Origin of the sequence: Acinetobacter sp. UBA3132 (assembly GCF_002364825.1) — a bacterium.
GTDB lineage: Bacteria > Pseudomonadota > Gammaproteobacteria > Pseudomonadales > Moraxellaceae > Acinetobacter > Acinetobacter schindleri.
Genome location: NZ_DEZM01000238.1, coordinates 1 through 3,627, shown reverse-complemented (window position 1 = coordinate 3,627; position 3,627 = coordinate 1). Strand labels below are relative to the sequence as shown.

The following is a 3,627-nucleotide window of genomic DNA, read 5'->3' as shown; positions in this document are numbered from 1 at the left end:
AAATACTGATTTACCAACCAAAGCTTCACGGATCAAAGTGTTTACGTTGTTAACCGCAGTTTTAACACCTTTACCCAGGTAACGTGCCTTGTCGCCATCACGAAGTTCTAAAGCTTCACGAGAACCAGTTGAAGCACCAGATGGTGCACATGCACGGCCAACTACGCCAGATGCTAAGATAACGTCTGCTTCGATGGTTGGATTACCACGAGAGTCCAAAATTTCACGTGCACGAATGTCAACGATTTGACTCATGAACTATTCCTCAGTTGATTAATAAAAATGATGCGTCAAAAAAGACGCATCAATGTGTATTGAATTAATGTGTATCTAGCTTTGCGAAACCTTTGACCAAGGTATCTAATTCTTTCAGCTGCGCCAGGAAAGGCTCAAGCTGTGACAGGCGCAATGCGCAAGGACCATCACACTTGGCTTTTTCCGGATCCGGATGTGCTTCCAGGAACAGGCCCGCAAGACCTGTTGCCATACCCGCGCGTGCAAGTGTCGTGATCTGGGCACGACGACCACCAGCAGAGTCAGCACGACCGCCCGGAGTTTGCAGTGCATGGGTAACGTCAAAGAACACCGGTACATTCATTTCCTTCATGATGTCGAAGCCCAGCATGTCTACAACCAGATTGTTATAGCCAAATGCTGAACCACGTTCACAAAGAATCAGTTTGTCATTCCCGGCTTCCAGACACTTGTGCAGAATGTGGCGCATTTCATGTGGAGCAAGGAACTGGGCTTTCTTGATGTTGATAATAGCATCAGTTTTTGCCATTGCTTCAACCAGGTCAGTCTGACGACTTAAGAAAGCTGGCAACTGAATAATGTCGGCAACCTCTGCCACAGGAGCCGCTTGATACGGCTCATGTACATCGGTAATAATCGGCACATTAAAGTGTTTTTTAATGTCCGCTAACCACTCGAGACCTTTTTCCAGACCTGGGCCACGGAAAGAGTTCAAACTTGAACGGTTGGCTTTATCAAAACTTGCCTTGAATACGTATGGGATTCCCAAACGTTTACAGATATCTACATAAGTTTCTGCAATTTCAAAAGCTAGGTCTTTGGACTCAAGTACGTTCATCCCGCCGAATAGTACAAATGGCAAATGATTTGCCATTTGTATATCGCCTAAACGTACAATCTCTTGTGGTTTTAATTGCGACATTTAAACTTCCTAGTTGTGTCCTGACACCAATTATTGTGCTTTTTGATACTGTTTTTTTGCAGCGTCGATGAAGCCAGCAAATAATGGATGACCATCACGTGGTGAACTTGTAAATTCCGGGTGGAATTGTACCGCAATAAACCAAGGATGTTCAGGAATTTCAACAGTTTCTACTAAATGTTGGATCGGTGAATAACCAGAAATCTTCATGCCTTTCTCTTCCAGCACTGGGATATAACGGTTGTTCATTTCGTAACGGTGACGGTGACGTTCGATGATTTCATCAGAACCGTACACAGCAGCAGTCTTGGTCCCTGGTACCAGTTCAGACTTCTGTGCACCTAGACGCATGGTACCGCCAAGGTCAGAATCTACAGAACGCTGTTGCACTTCACCACGCTCATCTAACCATTCAGTGATCAGACCAATCAATGGAGCTTTGGTTGAACGGTTGAATTCAGTCGAAGTTGCGTCAGCAATACCAGCAACGTTACGTGCATATTCAATTACTGCCAACTGCATACCCAAGCAGATACCCAGGAACGGTACGCCATTTTCACGGGCGTATTTGATTGCCTGCATCTTGCCTTCAGTACCACGTTCACCGAAACCACCTGGAACCAGGATAGCGTCAGCATCTTTTAATACTTCGTTTACATCCTGACTTTCAAGCTCTTCAGCATTCACATAGTCGATCTGAACTTTAACGCGGTTTTGAATCCCTGCGTGTAAAAGTGCCTCATTCACAGATTTATATGCATCTGGAAGTTCAACGTATTTACCGACCATTGCTACACGTACAGTGTATTCAGGATTCAGTAAAGCTTCTACAACGTTATCCCAATCTGTTAAGTCAGCTTCAGGAAGGTCGTTATAACCAAAACGTTCACAGATTAAATCGTCAACATTTTGTTCATAGAAAGTACGTGGGATCTGATAAATCGTACGCGCATCTTTACATACGACAACTGCACGTGCTTCAACGTTAGTGAACAGTGCAATTTTACGCGTAGTATCTGCATCAACATCGTGTTCAGTACGACAGATCAGAATGTCTGGCTGAATACCAATCGACAGAAGTTCTTTAACAGAGTGCTGTGTTGGTTTGGTTTTTAATTCTGCTGCAGACTTAATGTATGGGAGTAACGTTAAGTGCATAAGCATCGTGCGCTTGTGACCAAGTTCAACCATTAACTGACGTACAGATTCCATGAATGGGAGAGATTCAATGTCACCTACTGTACCGCCGATCTCAACGATCGCAACGTCATAACCTTCACCAGCGCGAAGTACACGTTCTTTAATATTATCAGTAATGTGTGGAATAACTTGCACAGTACCACCTAGGTAGTCACCACGGCGTTCTTTATTCAGAACATCCTGGTAAACACGACCTGATGTGAAGTTATTCAGTTTGGTCATTTTCGCACGACGTAAGAAACGTTCGTAGTAACCCAAGTCTAAGTCTGTTTCAGCACCGTCTTCTGTAACAAAAACTTCACCATGCTGGAATGGGCTCATTGTCCCTGGATCGACATTAATGTATGGATCCATTTTTACCATGGTCACTTTTAAACCACGGGCTTCTAAAAGTGCAGCAACAGAAGCAGCTGAAATACCTTTACCTAGTGATGATACAACACCACCAGTAACGAAAATAAAATGGGTCATTGGGTTTCTCGTACAATCGAGCCTAAATAGGCCTGCAATGTTGCGCAATTTTACTTTACCTTGCACCTAGAAAGCAAAGTCAATCCGCATCAATTCAAAGAACAATAAACAATTGACTATTCTAGCAGCATTTCCGATAAAAAATTAGAGTAAGTTCAGATCATTTCTATCTGCTAATTTACTGCTATAATATTGTAATCCCCTCTACATTTACCTATGAAGTAATGATGAATAAGAAACTTTTAATCTGTGGCGCGCTTGCAACCGGACTTTTACTTACTGCATGTGTAAAGAAAGAAGCTCCAAAGGAAGAGGAACAGACTGAAGTTGCTGCAGCATCGGAAGCAACCCCAGTAGAACAGCCGAATTTCGAAACACTGGAACCAGCAGAACCAGATCAGCCTTTAATTGAAGAAATTCCTGAAACAGTTGAAGTGATTCGTGAAGAAACGCCGAATACCACAACTGAAATTCGTCGTGAAACTCGACCTGCTCAAAGTACTCCTGCTACAGCACCGGCAGCATCACAACCTGCTCAAGCACCAAACACCCAGGATTCTGAGACTGAATACAAGCCTAAAACCAATTCAGGTGCAGAACAGTCAGAGGATGATGCTGTGGCAGAAGCCATTGCAGCTGCTACGCCAGCACTTGAAAACTGATTATTTTTCAGTTAAAAAACCCAGCTTATGCTGGGTTTTTTAATGCTACGTATTCAGGTTCTGCTTCTTCTATTTCTGCCGCGGCCATAGAAAGCTGCTTCAGATACTGTGCCATAA

At 43.5% G+C, this 3,627-nt stretch carries 3 protein-coding genes and 1 pseudogene; 1 reads left to right on the top strand and 3 read right to left on the bottom strand.

Annotation, left to right across the window (positions count from 1 at the left end):
- The 3 genes and pseudogenes from eno to B4033_RS13425 all read right to left on the bottom strand — a co-directional run.
- A pseudogene (eno, locus tag B4033_RS13435) lies at window positions 1–255 on the bottom strand (phosphopyruvate hydratase); the annotation flags it as partial.
- 64 nt (window positions 256–319) lie between these two features.
- Window positions 320–1,177: a 3-deoxy-8-phosphooctulonate synthase gene (kdsA, locus tag B4033_RS13430; protein WP_076753679.1), complete on the bottom strand. Its 858-nt coding sequence runs from the start codon at window positions 1,175–1,177 to the stop codon at window positions 320–322.
- 30 nt (window positions 1,178–1,207) lie between these two features.
- Window positions 1,208–2,848 (bottom strand): CTP synthase, encoded by a 1,641-nt coding sequence (locus tag B4033_RS13425; protein WP_286834639.1) that lies wholly within the window; start codon window positions 2,846–2,848, stop codon window positions 1,208–1,210.
- 227 nt (window positions 2,849–3,075) lie between these two features.
- Between B4033_RS13425 and B4033_RS13420 the strand changes: the two genes are divergently transcribed.
- Entirely contained in the window at window positions 3,076–3,510 is a 435-nt protein-coding gene (locus B4033_RS13420; protein WP_286834637.1) for an internalin, read from the top strand.
- Window positions 3,511–3,627: the final 117 nt, after the last annotated feature.

What these genes read in the sequence shown, in the direction of transcription:
- kdsA (WP_076753679.1), bottom strand. Translation starts at nt 1,177, where the DNA reads ATGTCGCAATTAAAACCACAAGAGATTGTACGTTTAGGCGATATACAA.
- B4033_RS13425 (WP_286834639.1), bottom strand. Translation starts at nt 2,848, where the DNA reads ATGACCCATTTTATTTTCGTTACTGGTGGTGTTGTATCATCACTAGGT.
- B4033_RS13420 (WP_286834637.1), top strand. Translation starts at nt 3,076, where the DNA reads ATGAATAAGAAACTTTTAATCTGTGGCGCGCTTGCAACCGGACTTTTA.